The 18860-nt window shown below is 70.5% G+C and carries 16 protein-coding genes; 11 read left to right on the top strand and 5 right to left on the bottom strand.

What is annotated here, in order from left to right:
* Positions 1–10 precede the first annotated feature (10 nt).
* Genes AB0877_RS16690 through AB0877_RS16680 form a run of 3 tightly spaced genes read left to right on the top strand, consistent with a single transcriptional unit; the run spans position 11 to position 3231 of the window.
* The gene (locus AB0877_RS16690) at positions 11–1282 is read left to right on the top strand and encodes a glycosyltransferase (RefSeq protein ID WP_366609604.1); all 1272 of its coding nucleotides are present in this window, start codon (positions 11–13) and stop codon (positions 1280–1282) included.
* On the top strand, positions 1279–2298 hold the full coding sequence (locus tag AB0877_RS16685) for a sulfotransferase (RefSeq protein ID WP_366609602.1): 1020 nt from the start codon (positions 1279–1281) through the stop codon (positions 2296–2298). Before AB0877_RS16690 ends, AB0877_RS16685 begins: the two co-directional genes overlap by 4 nt.
* A gap of 3 nt (positions 2299–2301) precedes the next feature.
* Positions 2302–3231 carry a sulfotransferase gene (locus AB0877_RS16680; protein WP_366609600.1) on the top strand — a complete coding sequence of 310 codons (930 nt, stop codon included), beginning with the start codon at positions 2302–2304 and terminating at the stop codon, positions 3229–3231.
* On the opposite strand, the gene AB0877_RS16675 is transcribed toward AB0877_RS16680, so the two are convergent.
* From AB0877_RS16675 to AB0877_RS16660, 4 genes are read right to left on the bottom strand one after another with little or no spacing between them, the layout of a single operon-like run.
* Positions 3210–3698 (bottom strand): hypothetical protein, encoded by a 489-nt coding sequence (locus AB0877_RS16675; RefSeq protein ID WP_366609599.1) that lies wholly within the window; start codon positions 3696–3698, stop codon positions 3210–3212. The two genes, AB0877_RS16680 and AB0877_RS16675, sit on opposite strands and share 22 nt — an antisense overlap.
* Positions 3695–4981 (bottom strand): signal peptidase I, encoded by a 1287-nt coding sequence (locus AB0877_RS16670; RefSeq protein ID WP_366609597.1) that lies wholly within the window; start codon positions 4979–4981, stop codon positions 3695–3697. The genes AB0877_RS16675 and AB0877_RS16670 overlap by 4 nt, the downstream gene beginning before the upstream one ends.
* An 11-nt stretch (positions 4982–4992) precedes the next feature.
* On the bottom strand, positions 4993–5625 hold the full coding sequence (locus AB0877_RS16665) for a SipW-dependent-type signal peptide-containing protein (protein ID WP_366609595.1): 633 nt from the start codon (positions 5623–5625) through the stop codon (positions 4993–4995).
* 9 nt (positions 5626–5634) lie between these two features.
* Positions 5635–6270 carry a SipW-dependent-type signal peptide-containing protein gene (locus AB0877_RS16660; protein ID WP_366609594.1) on the bottom strand — a complete coding sequence of 212 codons (636 nt, stop codon included), beginning with the start codon at positions 6268–6270 and terminating at the stop codon, positions 5635–5637.
* A 214-nt stretch (positions 6271–6484) separates the two neighbouring features.
* On the opposite strand from AB0877_RS16660, the gene AB0877_RS16655 reads away from it, so the two are divergent.
* The 8 genes from AB0877_RS16655 to AB0877_RS16620 all read left to right on the top strand — a co-directional run bounded on the left by AB0877_RS16655 (position 6485) and on the right by AB0877_RS16620 (position 17756).
* The gene (locus tag AB0877_RS16655) at positions 6485–7162 is read left to right on the top strand and encodes a hypothetical protein (protein ID WP_366609592.1); all 678 of its coding nucleotides are present in this window, start codon (positions 6485–6487) and stop codon (positions 7160–7162) included.
* Between the two features lie 176 nt (positions 7163–7338).
* Positions 7339–8157 (top strand): basic amino acid ABC transporter substrate-binding protein, encoded by an 819-nt coding sequence (locus AB0877_RS16650; protein ID WP_366609590.1) that lies wholly within the window; start codon positions 7339–7341, stop codon positions 8155–8157.
* A 77-nt stretch (positions 8158–8234) separates the two neighbouring features.
* Positions 8235–9029 (top strand): amino acid ABC transporter permease, encoded by a 795-nt coding sequence (locus tag AB0877_RS16645; protein WP_366609588.1) that lies wholly within the window; start codon positions 8235–8237, stop codon positions 9027–9029.
* 5 nt (positions 9030–9034) lie between these two features.
* Positions 9035–9874 carry an amino acid ABC transporter ATP-binding protein gene (locus AB0877_RS16640; RefSeq protein WP_366609586.1) on the top strand — a complete coding sequence of 280 codons (840 nt, stop codon included), beginning with the start codon at positions 9035–9037 and terminating at the stop codon, positions 9872–9874.
* 370 nt (positions 9875–10244) lie between these two features.
* Positions 10245–11249, top strand: a complete 1005-nt coding sequence (locus AB0877_RS16635) for a multicopper oxidase domain-containing protein (RefSeq protein ID WP_366609584.1) — start codon at positions 10245–10247, stop codon at positions 11247–11249.
* A gap of 23 nt (positions 11250–11272) precedes the next feature.
* Positions 11273–15211, top strand: a complete 3939-nt coding sequence (locus tag AB0877_RS16630) for a ThuA domain-containing protein (protein WP_366609583.1) — start codon at positions 11273–11275, stop codon at positions 15209–15211.
* 8 nt (positions 15212–15219) lie between these two features.
* Entirely contained in the window at positions 15220–16746 is a 1527-nt protein-coding gene (locus tag AB0877_RS16625; RefSeq protein ID WP_366609581.1) for a copper-binding protein, read from the top strand.
* Positions 16747–16778: 32 nt separating this feature from the next.
* A complete protein-coding gene (locus AB0877_RS16620; RefSeq protein ID WP_366609579.1) occupies positions 16779–17756 on the top strand; it encodes a hypothetical protein in 978 nt (325 codons plus the stop codon).
* 245 nt (positions 17757–18001) lie between these two features.
* Here AB0877_RS16620 and AB0877_RS16615 read toward each other — a convergent pair whose 3' ends face one another.
* A complete protein-coding gene (locus AB0877_RS16615; protein ID WP_366609577.1) occupies positions 18002–18643 on the bottom strand; it encodes a hypothetical protein in 642 nt (213 codons plus the stop codon).
* Positions 18644–18860 lie beyond the last annotated feature (217 nt).

Below are 18860 nucleotides of genomic sequence, written 5' to 3'. Positions count from 1 at the left end.
GGGCGAGTCGATGCGCGTGCTGCACGTGAACAAGTTCCTCTACCGCCGTGGCGGCGCGGAGGGGTACCTGCTCGATCTCGCCGACCTGCAACGGGTCGCCGGCGACACGGTCGCCTACTTCGGCATGAGCCACCCGGAGAACGAGTCGCCGCTGCCGTACGCGGCGCGGTTTCCGTCCGAAGTGGAGTTGGAGCCGGCGCCGAGCGGGCTGCGGCCCCGTGCCGTGGCCGTCGGCCGGATGCTGTGGTCACCGACGAGCCGCCGCGGGCTGGCCCGGGTGATCGACGACTTTCGGCCGGACGTGCTGCACCTGCACAACATCTACCACCAGCTGTCCCCGTCGGTGCTCGCCGCCGCCCGCGCCGCCGGTGTGCCGTGCGTGCTGACCATGCACGACTACAAGCTCGCCTGCCCGAGCTACCAGTTGCTGGACCGGGGCCGCCCCTGCCAGGCGTGCGTCACCGGCGGCCCGTTGCAGGCGGCCCGTCGCCGCTGCAAGGACGGATCGCTGTCGCGCAGCGGCCTGCTCGCCGTCGAGTCGTGGTTGCACCGGCAGTTCGACGCGTACGACCCGGTGCAGCTCTTCGTGAGCCCGAGCGAATTCCTGGCCGACGTGATGCGCCGCGCGGGCGTCTACCCGGACCGGCTGCGGGTGGTCAACCACTTCGTCGACCTGACCGGCGTCGCGGCCAAGCAGACACCCGGCGGTGGTGTCGTCTTCGCCGGGCGGCTGGCGTCGGAGAAAGGGGTCGACGTGCTGATCGAGGCGGCCGCCGCGCTGCCGGACGGGATCGTCGTGGACATCGCCGGTGACGGCCCGGCCCGCCCGGAGTTGGAGGCGCTCGCCGCGCGGCGGGTGCCCGGCCGGGTCCGTTTCCATGGCCGTCTCGACAAGCCGCGCCTGCACGAGCTGATCCGGTCGGCGGCAGTGGTCGCCGTACCGTCGCGATGGCACGAGAACCAACCGATGGCGGTGCTGGAGGCGTTCGCCTGCGGGGTTCCGGTGGTCGCCACCGACCTGGGCGGGCTTCCCGAACTGATCGAGCCCGAGGTGGACGGCCGCGTCGTCGCCGCCGACGCGCCGACGGCCCTCGGCGACGCGCTCAACGACCTCCTGGCCGACCCGGACCGGGCGTACCGGATGGGCCGAGCGGGCCGGTCGAAGATCGCCGCCCAGTTCGCCCCGGACCGGCACCTGGACCGGATCCGTGGGCTGTACGCGGAGGCCGCCGGGGCGCTGCCGTCGCGTCGGGCCGCCGCCGGTGGGGGAGCGGCCCGGTGAGCCCGGTACGGGTGCTCTACCTCGCCGGCAGTGGTCGCAGTGGCAGCACGCTGGTGACCACGGTCCTGGGACAGTTGCCGGGCTTCTTCGCAGCCGGCGAGCTGCGGTACCTGTGGCGGCGCGGCATCCTGGAGAACCGACCCTGCGGCTGCGGCGCCCCGGTCGCCGACTGCCCGCTCTGGGCCCGGGTGCGCGCCGACCTGACCGACGCCGACCCGGCCGGCATCGCCGCCCGGTTGGCCCAGCGGCTGCGGCTGCGCGGACTGCCCGCACTGCTGCGCCGCCAGCGTCGGGGGCAGCCGCCGGTCGCGGGCCACCCCGACGACACCCACCTGGCCCGGCTCTACGCCTCGATCGCCGAGCACGCCCTGGCCGGCCGGCCGGACGGCGTCATCGTCGACTCCTCCAAGCTGCCGCCGTACGGGGCCCTGCTCGGCGGCCTGCCCGGCATCGACCTGTACGTCCTGCACGTGGTGCGCGACCCGCGCGCCACCGCGTACTCGTGGCGTCGCCGACGCCGGCTGGACGGGCGCGCCGACGACCAGCTGATGAGCCGCCCACCGGTCGGCAAGGCCGCGCTGCTCTGGCTGGTCTGGAACACCGCGACCGTACGGCTGTGGGGCGGCCGTCGCCGTGCGCCGGGCCGCTACCTGCGGGTGCGCTACGAGGACTTCGTGGCCGACCCGGCCGGCGTCACCGCCCGGATCGCCGGCTTCGTCGGCGCGATCCCCGACGAGCTTCCGTTTCCGACCCCGGCCACGGTGCGGCTCGCGCCCACCCACTCGGTGGCCGGCAACCCGTCGCGGCACCGCACCGGACTGGTCGAGGTGGTCGCCGACAGCGAGTGGCTGACCGGGCTGCCCACCCGCGCGTACGCGGTGGTGACCGGGCTGACCGCCGTGGCGCTGACCCGCTTCGGCTACCCGTTGCGCCGCCCGGCGGCCACCTCTCCCGCCGCCCGCTTCGCCGCGGACCCGGCCGTCTCCCCGTCACCCGCCACCCGGCAGGAAGGCTGAACGATGCTCTCACTGGTGGTGGGCACCGGTCGCTGTGGTTCGACACTGGTCCAGGAGTTGCTCTCCCGGCATCCCGCGGTCGGCTTCGTCTCCGGTCTGGACGACAAACTGTCCCGGCTCAACCCGAAGGGCAGGTTCAACGGCCCGCTCTACCGGCGTTCGGCACCGCGCCCGGCGGGGATGACCTCGCTGCGGCACAGTCGACGGTTGCTGGAGCGGGGCCGACTCCGGGTCGCGCCGTCGGAGGCGTACCACCTGCTCGACCGGCAGGTCCTGGCCGGCTTCTCCCGACCGTGTCGGGACCTGGTCGCCGAGGACCTGACCCCGTTCGTGGCCCGGCGGCTGCGGGCCTTCTTCGACGAGCGGATCGCGCGGCAGGGCTGTCAGCAGTTGGTGCAGCACGTCACCGGGTGGCCGCGGACCGGCCTGCTGCACGCCGCGTACCCGGAGCTGCGGGTGGTCAACGTGGTGCGCGACGGCCGGGCGGTGGCCAACTCGTGGCTCCAGATGGGTTGGTGGGACGGCTGGCGCGGGCCGGACAACTGGATCTACGGCCCACTCCCGTCCGACCTTCGGGAGGAGTGGGCCGAGTCCGGTCGCTCCTTCCAGGTACTCGCCGCGCTGGGCTGGAAGATGCTGATGGACGCCTTCGCGCAGGCGCGGCTGCGTCACCCGGCCGACCAGTGGCTGGACGTGCGCTACGAGGACCTGGTCGAGCAACCGCGCGAGCAGGTCGGACGAATGCTCGACTTCCTCGGTCTGGGCTGGTCGACGGCCTTCGAGAAGGGCTTCTCCCGGTACGACTTCACCGTGGGCCGGGCGGAGGCGTACCGGGACGAACTCAGCCCGGCGCAGCTCGCCGCGATCGAACGGGTGCTGGAGAAGTCGCTGGCCGAGTGGGGCTACCCGGTCTACGGAACGCTGCAGGAGTAGAGGACAGCCGTCAGCATGCCGACCGTTCCGGTGACCGGTGTCGACGTCCAGCCGCCGGGGCCGTTCGCGACCAGGCTGAACGTGCCGGTTCCGAGGCCCAGCAACCCGCCGGGGACGGTGACCGAGGTGGCGCTGGCGCCGAGAGTCCCGCCGCCGCTGAAACCGCCCGACAACGACCAGGTGAAGCCGCTGCGGGTCAGGCCGCCGACCGGCAGGGTCCAGGTGAAGGTCGGCGGGGTGAGCACGCCGGCCGTGCACTGCAGGTTGGTCGGTGGGTTGACCGTGCCGGCCTGCAGGGAACCGCGACCGTACTCGGTGTCGGTCCAGGCGGCCAGCGTCGACTGCGGCGGTGCCAGCACGACGGCGGTGCCGGCGAGCACCAGGGCGGCTGCACCCGCGAGCCAGCGCCGCTGGGCGTGGCCGGCTCGCTTCCGAGCCGGCAGGGACCGCGCGCAGAAGCGCCTCACGGCCGCCCCACCCTGATCCGGCGCGTGGCGCGCATGAGCAGCAGGCCGGTGACGAGCGCACCGCCACCGGCCAGCAAGGGTGTCCACAGGTTGGTCCCAGTACGCGGAAGCGGGCCGACAGTGCCGCCCGCCGACGCCTTGTCGCCGAACCCGGTCGCCGTGACGACCAGGTCCGCCGACCCCGAGGCCACCGCGTTGGCCAGCAGACTCGCCGTGACGAGCACCCAACGCTGCTGATCGGCGCGCATCGAGCTGACGGTGACCGGGTGCGCGGCCAGCCTGGTGGCGGGACCGTCGGCGAGGACCTGCTCACCCTGGCCGGTGGGGCAGGCACCCTTCACCCAGCGGATGGCACAGACGGCGACCATCACCTGGAGTCCGTCCGGACGGACGGCGAGAGGGCCCAGCGCGGACAGCGAGATGGTCACCTCGCCGGGCTGCTCCGCGTGCGCCGCGACACCGACCTGCCAGGGCACGGGCTGCTCCGGCGCCAGGTTCGTCATGCGATCGTCGTCACCGATCGAGACCAGCGTGAGGTACCTGCTCCGAATGACCTCCTCGGTGGTGTCCGCGCGGGCCTGACCGGGCGTCGCCAGTACCGCGGCGGCAACGCCCGGCAGCACCGCCAGCACGACCCACATGCGTCCCGCTGTCGAGTCGCCGCGCGTTCGCGTGCCGCTCGGCTCGGTGCCGACCTCCGGCGCTGCCCCCGCCTCGTCGGGCACCGCCGAATCCGGTCGCCGACGGTGCCACGCGCGCTGTCGTCGGGTCCCCGGCTCGCCCCCACGCGGCCAGAACGCCCAGGTGACGATCGCGGCGGCCCCGATCGTGATGAGACTCGTGGCGTACACGTTCGACACGGCTCGCACCGCGTACCCGAGCCGGGGCACCGACCACTGCACGAGCCGCACGTGGCTCACCGCGTACGGCGCGGCGTCGTTCGACTGGTTCGCGTCCCCTCGCAGGGTGAGCAGGCGGGTGGGCCCACCGCCGTTGGCGATGTCGACCACCCGGTGGGTGATCGGTGGCAGTGGCGTGCGGTCGACGGTGACGACGTCTCCCACGTGGACCTCGGACGCGGGGATCTCCCGCACCACGGCCAGTGATCCGGCCGGGATGGTCGGGCTCATCGACCCGGTCTTGAACAGGATGAGCGAGATGTCGAAGAAGAACGCCAGCGGGACGAGGACGACGCAGGCCGTCCCACCGACGGCGAGCACTGTCAGCACCAGGTCGCCGACCCGGGCGAGGGTGCTGTGCCGTCGACGTTCGCGTCCCACCATCTGCAGATCCTTCACGTAGACGTGGCGGTGAATTCCCAGGTGACGACCCCGGTCGTGCCCTGGTACGCGTTGCTGGCGCCGGACTGGACCCGGACTTCGAAGCAGAACCTCAGCTGCGGCGTCGCGCCGGCCGGCACGGTGATGGGGGACGACACCGGTGAGCCGGGCACCGCGGTGACGGCGGAGTAGCCGGGCCCGACGATCCAGGTGGGTGAACCGGAGAAGGCGGCGGCGGCGCACGTGGTGCTGGTCGTGGGGGTGCGCACCACCCGGTACTCGAGCGCGGGCAGCAGGGCGCCGGAGTTGTTCGACGAACTCGTCAGCGCGACCGCGCCGCCGACAGTCGTCGTCGAGGTCGTCCGGATGTCGAGGAAGGCGTAGAACGACACCGAGGGCGACATCGCCGTCGCGTTGAACGCCAGCGTCGCGGCGTTCGCGGCCGGGGTGTGGCTGGCCCAACTACTGGAGGCGGTCTGCGATTCGGTGCCGAAGACGCTGGCGCCGAACGACCCGGTGCCGTACTCGCTGTCGGTCCACGCGGCGAGCGTGGACGTCGTTCCCAGGCCGAGAACGAGCGCGCCAGCGAGTACGGCACGGGTCCGGCGAAGCCGTGGTGTTCCGGCCGGCGTCCGACGGTTGACCACGGCCACCACCTAGACGGACTCGGCCAACAGTTGCCAGGTCTCCGTGACCGAGGTGCCCTGCACCAGGGTGCCCCCCGCGGTGACGACGAAGCAGAGGTTCACCGGAGCGCCGGGCGTCGTGGGCGGAGTGCCCTGCGTCAGGTTGAACGGCACCGCGCCGGCCACCGAGTTGAGCGGGGTGCCCTGCGCCACGATCCAGGTCGGGGTGGTGGGCGTCGCGCTGCAGTCGGCGAAGGCCGGGACGGTCGCGATGCCGTAGGTGAGGCCGACGAACCCGGCTGGGGCGGGGGTCGCTGACGCCACGGTGACTGTCGCGTCGTACGTCGTGGCCGCGGTCAGTCGGACGGCGAACGGCGCCGCGACCACGTCACCGGGGCTGATGTCGTCGAAGCCGGTGCTGAAGGTCAACGCGGCCGCGGTGCCGGCGGTGGGGTGCTCGGCGTAGGTGGTGCCGTTGGTGCTGCCCTCCATGCTGAAGGTGCCCGCCGTGAACGTGCCCGTGGCGTACTCCGAGTCGTTCCAGGCGGCGAGGGTGATCGTCGCACCGAGGCCGAGGACGATTCCTCCGGCCAGGATGGCCTTCAGCTTGCGACGGCGGCTTCGACCGCTCGGCTTCTCCACTGCCGTCCCTGTCGGTTCAGTCAATTTGTCCTCCTCGGTGCAACGCGGTTGGTTGACGTGGGCCGGTGCCAGCGGCGCAAGCGCCACGATAAGCACCGAAACAAGGGCAAAACTCCTAAAACGGTCAATAAGCCCCGCCAGGGTGCAAAAGGGCGGCGAGCGCACCGATCGGCACTATCGACGGATGTCACGGGGGCGGTTAATCTTTGGCCCCACACCATCGATGTGAGGAGATGCGATGGCGCGCCGCACCGGCCGACCCTCCTACCAGCTGGACAAGGCCGATGTGCGGCACCGCCGCACAGTGCGCTTCGTGGCCGTCGCGGGTGTGATCGCACTGGTCACCGCACTGCTGGGTGGGTTGATCGGCTACCAGTTGGGTCGTCCGGACGCGACCGAGGCGACCATCGCGAGCATCAAGCAGGACGAGGCGAAGCGGGACGCTCAGCAGATCGTGGAGCTGATCGCGACGGCCCGACGCGTCCGCGACCAGGTCGCCCCGGTGCTGGCCGCCATCAAGACGGAGACGACCGCCGGACGTGCGCCGGACCCGGCCCAGGCGCGTCAGTGGCAGGGGGTCATGCGCCAGGCGGCGGAGCCGTTCGCCGAGCCGCCGTCGGGGACCACCGCCACCAACGTGGCGCGCGGAGGCCTGCGCGGCGCGGTCCAGCAGGCGTCGCTGGCCGTCGACGCCTACGCGCTGGCGGCCGGTGTTCCGGCTGCGCAACGGGCGGCCCTGCTGGACGTCACCGCGCGACAGGCGGCCGAGGCCGCGACGATCTGGTCGGTCGCGGCGACCCAGCTCGATCAGATCAGCGTCGATTCCGGCCAGGGCCACCAGCATGTGTTCCTGGACACAGACCCCCACGAGGGGGCCCTCACCCCGGACGGGGCGGCCGAGGGAACCGGTGGCTGACGCACCTTCCGGGGCATGTGTCGGGTTTGTCGACTGAGGGCACCTCGCCGGGTCCGCCGAGCGGTCCCGGCGCGATCTGGGGGCGACGCGCCGGATCGGGTACGGTCGCTAATCGCAAAGTCTATGAACCAGATTGGCTTTCTGCGCATTGGAAGCCGAATCGGAGGGGCACAGCCGTGAGGTTCCCAAGCGTTGTCCGTCAGGCCGGCCTCGTCGTGGCCGTCACCGCCCTCGCGCTGACCGCGGGTTGCGCGAAGAAGGACGACAGCGAGGTCCAGGCCAGCGGGGTCAAGCTGGTCGCGGCCGGCAAGCTGACCGTCTGCACCCACCTGCCCTACCCGCCGTTCCAGTCCAAGGACGCCAGCGGCAAGGTGACCGGCTTCGACGTCGAGATCATGGACCTGGTCGCCAAGGAGCTCGGCGTCGAGCAGACGATCGTCGACACCCCGTTCGAGGGGATCAAGTCCGGTCAGGACCTCAACACCGGCAAGTGCGACGCGGCCGCCGCCGGCATGACCATCACCGAGGAGCGGAAGAAGGTCATCGACTTCTCCGACCCGTACTTCGACGCCACCCAGGCGATGCTGGTGAAGACCGGCAAGACGTACAAGTCGCTCGACGACCTCACGGGCAAGAAGCTCGGCGTCCAGGCGGCCACCACGGGTCGTGACTACGCCAAGAAGCTCGAGGCGGAGAAGGGCCTGAAGCTCGTCGAGTTCGAGGACCTCGCCGCCCTCCAGCAGGCTGTCGCCAACGGTCAGGTCGAGGCCGCCATCAACGACCTGCCGGTCTGGACCGAGTACCTGAAGAAGAACCCGGGCGGGTTCGAGGTGGCCGCCGAGTTCGACACCGGCGAGCAGTACGGCTTCCCCGTGAAGAAGGACGCCAACCCGGAGTTGCTCAAGAAGATCAACGAGGTGCTGGCCAAGGCCAGGCAGGACGGCACGTACAACACGATCTACGAGAAGTGGATCGGCAAGCAGCCGAGCGCCTGAGCGCCACGCACCACCGGAGGGCGCGCGTCCCGCGCGCCCTCCGACGTCGGTAACCTCCGGGAAGGCAACGAGCGAACGTGAAGCTGCGACGCCGCCAGCGGGAGCGGCTGTCCCTCGGGCTCCAGTACCTGGTCTTCATCGCCATCATCGCCACGGTGCTCGTCGCCGCGGACTGGAACAGGTTGGCCGACGCGTTCTTCCGCGTCGACATCATCAAGTCGATGTTCCCGACGATCATCACCGTCGCGCTGCGCAACACCATCCTCTACACGCTGGGCGCGTTCGCCTTCGGCCTCGTGTTCGGGACGATCCTGGCGCTGATGCGCCTGTCCCGGGTGGCGCCCTACCGCTGGGTGGCGACGGCGTACATCGAGCTGTTCCGGGGTCTGCCCGCGCTGCTGGTGCTCTTCCTCGTCGGGTACGGCATCCCGATCGCCTTCCCGGAGCGCGAGATTCCCGGTGGGGTGTTCGGCTCGATAGCGATCGGCCTCGGGTTGACCGCCGCGGCGTACATGGCGGAGACGATCCGGGCCGGCATCCAGGCCGTGCCGAAGGGGCAGATGGAGGCGGCGCGGACCCTCGGCATGTCGCACTTCACCGCCATGCGCACGATCGTCATCCCGCAGGCGTTCCGGATCGTGATCCCGCCGCTGACGAACGAGCTCATCCTGCTCACCAAGGACTCGTCGCTGGCCTACGTGCTCGGGGTGACGGCGCAGACGATCGAGATCACCAAGTTCGGTCGGGACATGCTCAACGACCGGGTGAACGCCACCCCGCTGCTGGTGGCCGGCCTCGCCTACCTGGTGATCACCCTGCCGCTGTCGCAGGTGGTACGACGCCTCGAACTCCGCTACGCCAAGGCCCGGTGACCCCGATGACGACCACCCCATCCCGCCCCGCCGTGGAGATCCGGGACCTGCACAAGTCCTTCGGGCCGCTCCAGGTGCTCAAGGGCATCGACTTCGAGGTCGGCCAGGGCGAGGTGGTCTGCGTGATCGGGCCGTCCGGTTCCGGCAAGTCGACCCTGCTGCGCTGCGTCGATCTGCTGGAGGAGCCGACCGCCGGCACGATCTGGGTGAACGGGGTCGAGATGACCGACCCGGACGTCGAGATCGACGCGGTCCGTCGCGGCATCGGCATGGTGTTCCAGTCGTTCAACCTGTTTCCGCACCTGACCGTCCTGAACAACCTCACCATCGCCCAGCGCCGGGTGCTCCGGCGGGGTCGGGCCGAGGCCGAGCGGATCGCACGGGCCAACCTGGAGCGCGTCGGGCTGACCGACAAGGCTGACGCCTTCCCGGCGCAGCTCTCCGGTGGGCAGCAGCAGCGGGCAGCGATCGCCCGGTCGCTGTCGATGGAGCCGAAGCTGATGCTCTTCGACGAGCCGACCTCCGCACTCGACCCGGAACTCGTCGGCGACGTGCTCACCGTCATGCGTAAGCTGGCCGAGGACGGTATGACGATGATGGTGGTCACCCACGAGATGGCGTTCGCCCGCGACGTCGCCGACCGGGTCGTCTTCATGGACGGTGGAGTGGTGGTCGAGCAGGGGCCGCCGCAGGAGGTGCTGGGCGCGCCGAAGCACGAACGGACCCGCGCGTTCCTCTCCCGGGTCCTCGACCCGACCCACGTCGCGCAGCTCGGCCAGCCGGACCAGTCGCCCGCGCCGCCGCAGACCCCCGACGTGCCGGCGGATGACCGCCACCAGCTCTGACCGCAGCTGCCGTACGTCCCTCCCGCCGGGTTGCCTCATTCAAGGGCAGCCCGGCGTCGTGCTGTGCGCCCCCGCGTTGCGGGCGGCGGCGTTCGCCCGCCACTGAGCGGGCCGAGGACCTGACGGTCGACCGCCCGCGTGTCAGCTTCATGTCAATCGACGAACTTCGTGATGTCAAGGTAATCTTTTTGCAATCAGAGCTGTACTTCCGTCGATGGATTACATAAGTTGCTGTCATCCATCGAAAGTTCTGAGTCTTCCGAGCAAAGCCCGCGACGAGCCTCACCCTCAGTCGTGCCACCGCCCCGTGCTCGGCGGTCGATGCACCCTGCCCCTCGTCGCGTCTTCGCCCGGTCGGGAACGGAGACCCATGGACGATCACGCTGGTGGCCCTCACCGCCACCTGTCCCGTAGATCGCTCATCGCCACCGGCGCGCTCGCCGCCGGGGCGTTGGGCGCGTCCGCCCCAACGATCGGCACCGCATTGGGCGGCAGCCCCGCCCAGGCCGCCGCCGGCGTCACCAAGAAGATCACCATCTACGCCGAGCAGTTGCCCGGCAACCTGTTCGGGTACGGCCTGGCGCCCGGTCAGGCCACCGTTCCGGGTCCGATCCTGGAGATGTACGAGGGTGACACGCTGGAGATCACCCTGGTCAACACCACCAACCAGCGGCTGTCCATCCATCCACACGGGGTGGACTACAGCACCGATTCCGACGGCAGTCCGTTCAACGCCTCGTTCAACAACCCGGGTGAGACGCGGACGTACGTCTGGCGCTCCCACGAGATGGTGGCCGCGGCGGGTCGGCGGTACATGCCGGGCAGCGCCGGCTACTGGCACTACCACGACCACGCGATGGGCACCGACCACGGCACCGGCGGTGTCGCGAAGGGACTGTACGGGGCCCTGATCGTTCGACGGCGTGGCGACATCCTGCCGTCGAAGCAGTTCACGGCGGTGTTCCACGACATGATGATCAACAACAAGATGGCTCCGGCGACCCCGATGTTCGAGGCGAACCTGGGCGAGCGCGTCGAGTGGATCGCCATCGGCCACGGCAACCTGTTCCACACCTTCCACCTGCACGCGCACCGCTGGGCGGACAACCGCACCGGGATGTTGGAGGGGCCGAGCGATCCGAGCCTGGTGGTCGACAACAAGGACCTCAACCCCGGCAGCTCGTTCGGTTTCCAGGTGCTGGCCGGGGAGGGCGTCGGACCCGGAGCGTGGATGTACCACTGCCACGTGCAGACGCACTCCGACGGCGGCATGGCCGGGATCTTCCTGGTGCGCAACGCCGACGGCAGCATGCCGCCGGGCGCCGAGGAGGCGATCCACCGGTTCCAGGGCCACACCCACACGCACGGAAGCTGACCGAACCGAAAGTGGGGACGGGCATGACCAGAAAACTACGACGAACCCTCGCCGCGGTAGCGGCCTTGGCGACACTGCTCCCGGCGACGACGGCCGCCGCGGCGGCACCACGAACGGTCGCCGCCGGGCAGGCGGCACCGCCGCAGAAGACCGCCGTCCTGGTGTTCCACGGCCCGGTGGCCGAGCAACAGGACCCGGTGTCGCGCGCGGTGGACACCATCAAACAGCTTGCTGCCGGTCATGACATCGATGTCACGGCCAGCACGGACCCGGGCACCTTCACCCCGGCCGGGCTGTCCGCGTACCGCAGCGTGGTCTTCCTCTCCGCGACGGGCGCCGCGCTGAACCGCGACCAGGAGTCGGCGCTGCAGAGCTACGTCAAGGCCGGCGGCGGTTTCGTCGGCATCGCCGACGCCGCCCGCGCCCAGGTCGACTCCACCTGGTTCACCGGGCTGATCGGCACCCGCCCGGCCGGCGCCATTCCGGTCGCCGAGCCGGTGACCCGGGTGACCGCCAGCGGCGAGAACCCGCCCAACGAGACCAAGGAGAAGCTGACCGACGGCGACGCCAACACGAAGTGGCTGGTCCGCACCCCGACCGCCTGGGTGGCGTACGAGTTGAGCGCACCGAAGAAGATCACCGGGTACGCGCTCACGTCGGCGAACGACTCCGCCGGCCGGGACCCGAAGGACTGGACCCTGCAGGGCTCCACCGACGGTCAGAGCTGGACCGACCTGGACCGCCGCACCGGGCAGACCTTCCCGGACCGCTTCCAGACCCGCCGGTTCGACATCGCCACACCGCAGGAGTTCACGCGCTACCGGCTCAACGTCACCGCGAACAGCGGTGAACCGCTGGTCCAACTCGCCGACCTGCGCCTGTTCACCGGCAGCACCACCGCTCCGGAACCGCCCGCGGTCAACCGCGCGGTGGTGAACATCCTGGACCGCAAGCACCCGGCCACCGCGTCGCTGCCGCTGACCATCACGCGGTCGGACCGCTGGGAGAACTGGGACCCGAACCCGCTCGGCACCGTGCACACCCTCGCCCAGGTCGAGGAACGGCACTACAACCCGGGCGCGGCCGCCAACGGCGCCTTCCACCCGGTGTCCTGGTGCCGGGACTACGACGGCGGCCGGTCGTTCTACACCGGCATGGGCCACACCGAGGGCAGCTACGGCGAGGAGGCGTTCCGCGCGCACCTCGCCGGTGCCCTCAACTGGACCACCGGTCGGGTCCGCGGCGACTGCCAGGCCACCATCGCCGCGAACTACAAGGTGGAGCGACTCACCGCCGCGAACCAGACCGGGCAGCTGGACCAGATCGGCGAGCCGCACGGGCTCACCATCGCGCCGGACGGCACGGTCTTCTACGTCGGCAAGGCGGCCTGCCCGAGCGGCCCCATCGCGGACTGGACCAACCCGAAGGTCGGCCTGGGCTGCGGCACCATCCACTCCTGGGACCCGCGCACCAAGCAGGTCAAGCTGCTCACCACCCTGGAGGTGATGGGCAACCGGGGCAGCGGCTCCGAGCTGGTCAAGAACGAGGAGGGGCTGCTCGGCATCGTGCCCGACCCCGCGTTCGCCGAGAACGGCTGGCTCTACGTCTACTGGATGCCGCACGACTCGGTCGACCGGGTGAAGCGGGTCGGTCAGCGGACGGTCTCCCGGTTCACCTACGACCGGCAGGCGCAGACCGTCGACCAGGCCACCCGCAAGGACCTGTTGCAGTTCCCGGTGCAGATCCACAGCTGCTGCCACGCCGGCGGCGGCATGGCGTTCGACGCCAAGGGCAACCTCTACGTCGGCTCCGGCGACAACAACTCCTCGGAGGGGTCGCAGGGTTACAGCGGCAACAACTGGACCCAGGAGTACCAGGGCATCTCGTTCCAGGACGCCCGTCGCACGTCGGGTAACACCAACGACCTCGCCGGCAAGATCATCCGGATCCACCCGGAGCCGGACGGCACGTACACCATCCCGGAGGGCAACCTGTTCCCACCGGGCACCGAGAAGACCCGGCCGGAGATCTACGTGATGGGCGTCCGCAACATCGCCCGCCTCCAGATCGACCCGAAACACCAGTGGCTGACCGCCGGCTGGGTCGGCCCGGACGCCTCGTCGCCCAGCCCGACGCTGGGCCCGGCGAAGTACGAGACCGCCACCATCATCACCTCCGCCGGTAACCAGGGCTGGCCGTACTGCATGGGCAACCGGCAGCCGTACCGCGACCGCAGCAACACCGACGCGACAGTGCTCACCGGCTGGTACGACTGCGACAACCTCAAGAACACCTCGCCGCGCAACACCGGACTGGAGGACATCCCGGCGGCCCGGGACAACATGATCTGGTACTCGCCGGACGGTGGCGGCCCGGTGTTCCCGAAGCGGACCGACGGCAGCGGCCTGCCGACCTACGTGGCGGCCGACGCCACCTACACCCAGCCGTACCTGCGCGGCGGCGGGCAGGCCATCATGTCCGGCCCGACGTACCACCGCAGCCTCGTCGACACCGCCAGCGGCGTGGCGTGGCCGGAGCACTGGGACGGCAAGTGGTTCATCGGCGACCAGTCGAACGCCGCCAACCGGGTCGCGGTCACCGTCGACCCGGCCGGCGTGCCGCAGGCCGCCCCACCGGTGTACGCCGAGTCGCTGCGGGCCATCATCCCCGGCGGCAACGGCGACACCCGGTTGCAGAGCTGGATGGACGCGAAGTTCGGCCCGGACGGCGCGCTCTACCTGCTCGACTACGGCGGCGGCTTCTTCAGCCTGCACGCGAACCAGAAGCTGATCCGGGTCACCTACACCGGCGGGGCGCCCACCCCGGCACCGGCGGCGACCTCGGTCGCCGTGCAGAACAAACCGCTGACCATCGCCTTCACCGGTTCCCGCTCCGGCGGCGTGAGCCACCGCTGGGAGTTCGGCGACGGCGCCACGTCGACCGAGGCGGACCCCCGACACACGTACGCCACGGTCGGCACCTACACCGCGAAGCTCACCGTCACGTACGCCGACGGTCAGACGGCGACGGTGCAGACCACTGTGACGGTGGGCTGCGCAGTACCCGACGACCGGCAGAACGTCTGGCTCGGCGACACCGACACCGGGGTGCCCAGTCGCACGGTCGGGCAGGGCTGCACGGCCAACGACCTGATCGACGACGAGAGCACCTGGGCCGACCACGACGGTTTCGTCCGGCACGTCAAGACGGTGACCCAGGCGTTGCAGGACGACGACCTGCTCACCGCCCGCGAGTCGGGCACCCTGACCCGGCTGGCCGCCGCGTCGGAGATCGGCCGCACCGGGCACACCGGGTACGAGCCGCTCTTCGACGGCACCGCCGAGTCGTTGCGCGGGTGGCAACAGGCACCCACCGGGTCGTTCGCGATCCAGCCCGACGGCTCGCTGCGGCCCAGCGGTGGCCTGGGCATGCTCTGGCACACCAGAGAGCTGGGCGACTTCTCACTGCGGCTCCAGTTCAAGGACATCGCACCGGGCACCGGCCGGGCCAACACCGGCGTCTTCATCCGCTTCCCGGACCTGCGAACCCCCCTGGAACAGCGCCCACCGGGCAGTTGCGGCACCGTCGGCTCGGCCCGGACCTCGACCGCGTGGATGGCGATCTACTGCGGACACGAGATCCAGATCTACGACGGCGACACCGGTGAGCCGCAGAAGACCGGCTCGGTCTACAACTTCGACCCGGTGCCGCTGAACCAGGCCGGCGTGACGCCGAAGAACGAGTGGAACGACTACGAGATCCGCGCCGTCGGGCAGCACTACACGATGATCCGCAACGGCGTGGTGATCAACGAATTCGACAACACGCCGGGCAAGCAGTCGTCGCGAGCCGGCGACCCGCCGACCGACCTGCGGCAGTTCCTGCGCGGCTTCATCGGCCTGCAGAACCACGGTGACAACGACCTGGCCGAGTTCCGCAACGTCCGCGTACGGGAACTCTAGGAGAGACGATGCCCCGACGAATAACGGCAGTGCTGGCGGCGCTCCTGCTCACGGTGACCCCGTGGGCGGCGACGCCGGCCTCCGCCGCCCCCCGAGCCGCGGCACAGGTGCTGACCTGGACCGCCGACGGCGACATCACCCGCTACAAGTCCGCGCCCGCCCAGGCGGTGGCCGGCGAGACCACGATCATCTGGGAGAACAGCGAGGCCACCGGCAACACCATCGGGATGCCACACACGCTGACCTTCGACACCAGCACCGAGGGCTACAACCACGACGTGACCCTCAACATCCTGGCCAGTCCGTTCGACGCCAACAATGGCCGCCACCAGGCGACCGTGACCCTCACCCCGGGCCGGTACCGCTACTTCTGCTCGATCCCCGGCCACAGCCAGATGGTCGGCGAACTGGTCGTCACCGACGGCGGCGGGGGTGGCGACACCACACCGCCGACAGTGGCCGCCACCGTGGCGGGTGACCAGGACCCGGACGGCAACTACCTCGGCGCGGCCACCGTGACAGTGACGGCCACCGACGCCGACTCGGGGGTCGAGACCATCGAGTACCAGGTCGACGACACCAGCTTCCTGCCGTACACCGAGCCGGTGCGGGTGACCGCGATCGGCGACCACGCGGTGCAGTTCCGCGCCACCGACCAAGCCGGCAACACCAGCGCCGTCGGCTCGGTGGCGTTCCGGATCGTCGAGCCGGGGGAGGAGGACACCACCCCGCCGGAGGTGAAGGCCGCGCTGGCCGGCGACCGCGACGACGACGGCAACTACATCGGTACGGCCACCGCCACACTGACCGCCACCGACAGCGGATCCGGCGTCGCCACCATCGAGTACGCCCTGGACGGGGCGGCCTTCACCGCGTACGCGAACCCGATCGTGGTGAACACCGCCGGGATGCACATGCTGCACTACCGGGCCACCGACGTCGCCGGGAACACCTCGGCGGAGCAGATGTCCCACTTCACCGTCGTCGAGCCGCAGGCCGAGGACACGACTCCACCCACCGTCGCCGCCACGGTGACCGGTGACCGCAACGACGACGGCGGGTACGTCGGCGGCGCGACCGTCACCGTCACGGCCACCGACACCGAGTCGGGCGTGGCGACGATCGAGTACGCGCTCGATGCCGGAGGCTGGACGGCGTACGCCGCTCCGGTCGCCGTCCGGGCACCGGGCGAGCACACCGTCCGTTACCGGGCGACCGACACGGCGGGGAACACCTCCACCGAGCAGTCGACGTCGTTCACCGTGGTGGCCGACAGCACCGACCGCTGCCCCGACTCGGACACCCGGGTCACTGTGGTCATCGACGGTGGCGACACCGGCGTGCCCAACGTGGACACCGGCGACGGCTGCACCATCAACGATCTGATCGACGAACACGCCGACTACCCCGGCCACGCCGAGTTCGTCCGGCACGTCGAAGCGGTCACCGCCGCGCTCGTGACCGGCGGCACGCTCGACCGGCGGCAGCAGGGCGCCATCGTCCGGGCCGCGGCCCGATCGGACGTCGGCGCATGAGTCCTCGAACCTCACCGACAGGGAGTACCACGATGCCCGGACGTACCGTCGCCAAGCTCGCCACCGTGAGCGCCGTCATCGCGGCCTCGGTGCTGGCCGTGGCGCCCAGCGCACACGCCGACCTGGTCACCCACTGCATCGGCACCGGCGGCGCGGTGACCGTGCCCAACGACCTGCTCGTGCCCGCCGGCGAGTCCTGCGCGCTCACCGGCACCACGATCACCGGCAACGTCACCGTCGCGGCCGGCGGCAACCTGGTGGTGACCGGTGGCCGGGTCAGCGGAGAGGTACGCGTCGCCGCCGACGGCTACCTCGACGCGACCGAGACGACAGTCGACGGCCAGGTGGTACTCGCCGCCGGGGGGTACGGCGTCTTCCTGAAGGACGCCCGCACCGGCACCGTCACCGTACGGCCGAAGGGCTCCACGACCATCGACAGCTTCCTGTTCGCCGAGGCGTCGACGGTCACCGGGCACGTCACCGTCGGTGCCGGCGAGGTCCGGCTGGACCGGGGCACCCAGGTGCAGCGCAACCTCAGCAGCACCGGCACCTACTACACCGACCTGCACGACTCGTTCGTCGATGGCACGCTGTCGGTGCTCAACAGCGCCACCGGCAGCGTGGTGTGTGGCAGCGCCGTCCAGGGCCGGGCGACCTTCGCCGGCAACCTGGGCGGTGTGCAGCTCGGCCCGAACGGTGGGCTCGACAGCTGCGCCTCCGGCGGTTACTGGGGCGGGGACGTGAGCGTCACCAGCACCACCGGTGGCGTCACGGTGGACGACAACATCATCAACGGCCAGTTGACGGTGACCGGCAACGACCCGGTCGCCCAGGTGGCCGCGAACAACCGCATCCGTGGCGGGGTGACCGGTGACCAGGCCGCCACGACCACCAACCGGTCGGCCCGGGTGGCCGGCCCGGACCGGGAGGACGCCGGCGACCAGCGGGCCGAGGTCCGTCGTACCTCGGCGGTGCAGGAGGCCACCGAGGCGGGCGCGGCGAAGCTCTAACTGATCGACGCAACGGCGGCCGGTCACCCGTCAGGTGACCGGCCGCCGCCGTCGTATCGGGCGCCGGACCGTCGCGAGCCGCGCTTGCGGGGCGGCGCTCCGAGACGACTAACAGCTATCGGCAGTAACGAAGAACAGCAGGCAGTCGCCATGTGGCGGCAGTTGAGCCAGTGGGCGACGGACGTCGACCTGCACGCCGGATAATGTGCGTAGGGCTCTCCTGCCGCAGACTCGGCCAGGCCAAGCTACCGCAGCACCCGAAGCAGGTTGTCGAAGCCCTCCAGAGCGTCAGTTCGTGCCGTCGTCAGCGCCGTTCGACGGCTATCGCCTTGGTTGTGTCGGGCCCGGTGGAGTGCATTGATCAGGCTCCCTCGTTGGAACAGATCATCCGCCGTTAGTTGACGTGCGACGAGGCGAGCTCGGATCCAGTTCGAACGAGTGAACTCCCCGCGCTGCTCCTGAGGCAGGGCAGCGTGGTCGCGGCAAAGTCGGGCACCCATCGGTCCCACCAGGGCGGTCATCATGAAGAACACACGGTCCTGATCCGCTTTCGGAAGTGACAGCGAGGCCGAGAAGACGGCCTGGGCGAAGGACTCTGCCCACTCGTTGCTCGTCACCTCGGGCCGGTTTACGACAGCTTCCGAGGTGATCGTGGGCAAAGCCTCGCGGGGTAGCGGAGTGGTCTTGCCACGACGGCCGGCCAGCGCGTCATCGGCCCACGCGAGCAGGCTTGCCTGATGCTCTCGCACGATGGTGGCGACCTCTCGACGCTGGGCCGCCTGCTGCCGGCCTTGTTCAGAGCGCGAAGCGAAGTAACGGCCGAGTGCGAAGGTGAGCAGTGCAGTCATAGTCACACCGAGAATCGCCGGTAGCAGCGGCACGCTCAATGTTAGGAGCCTCACCCGAGCGATTGTGCCAGCCGCCCGCGACAGTCCCGCTCCCCCGTGACGGGCAGTCAGGTAGTGCACACTGCGTTTGGTAGCGACGGGACCCGCTGCCCGGGTGCGCCGCACTGAGACTGACCACCCTTTGCGAGCCCAACAGAGTTGAACAGTGAGCTTCGAAGCTGGCCGGCGACGGACCAACGCCCGGCCCCGGAGATGT

Origin of the sequence: Micromonospora sp. NPDC047644 (assembly GCF_040704315.1) — a bacterium.
GTDB lineage: Bacteria > Actinomycetota > Actinomycetes > Mycobacteriales > Micromonosporaceae > Micromonospora.
Note: the sequence above shows the minus strand (reverse complement) of the source record. Positions and strands in the feature narration are given on the sequence as shown.